The following is a 701-nucleotide window of genomic DNA, read 5'->3' as shown; positions in this document are numbered from 1 at the left end:
GAATCTGAGTCACTATCTGATGTTTCTTCTTCGTAGTAGCCATTATCAAGTGTGAAATCATCATGATCCGTAATTGTTACATCAACTTCGCCACCATCGGCATCTTTATCATCTTCAGTTGTATTTGTACCTGTTTGAGTTAAACCAGCAGGCTTTTCAAAGATAACTTTGTATTTACCACTATCTAAATTATCAAAGCGGTATTTACCATTTTCATCTGTTTCAGTTGTACCAATTACTTCGCCTTTTTCGTTTTGCAAAGTAACTTTAACACCTTTAATTCCTTTTTCAGTCGAATCTTGTTTACCATCTTTATTACTGTCGTACCAAACATAATCACCTAAACTATATTTTGGTGTTTTGTAGAATCCACTATCTAATGTCATGTTGTCAGCGTCTTTAATGACACCTGTTGTAGTTAGTCCATCAGAATCTACAGCATCATCTGTACCTGCATTTGCAGTTGTCGGTGTATAACCGGCTGGTGTTGAAAACTCTACACTATAAGTTCCATTGCTTAAACCAGTGAACTGATATTTACCATTTTCATCTGTTGTCGTACGATCTAATTCTTTACCGTTACTATCTTTAAGAATGACATAAACACCTTTAATCCCTTTTTCATTGGCATCTTGTTTACCATCTTTATTTGTATCTTCCCATACATAGTCACCTAGATTATATTTCTTTTGGTCGCCATT

The 701-nt window shown here is 35.0% G+C and carries 1 protein-coding gene; it reads right to left on the bottom strand.

Going from position 1 to position 701, the window contains the following annotated elements; all coding sequences use genetic code 11:
* The coding region (locus tag IDG60_RS18605) for an SdrD B-like domain-containing protein (RefSeq protein ID WP_206161047.1) at window positions 1-701 on the bottom strand (701 nt) is incomplete at both ends.

This window comes from Staphylococcus sp. EG-SA-2 (genome assembly GCF_017152085.1).
The sequence above is the reverse complement of the archived record's forward strand: the minus strand, read 5'-3'. Positions and strand labels throughout refer to the sequence as shown.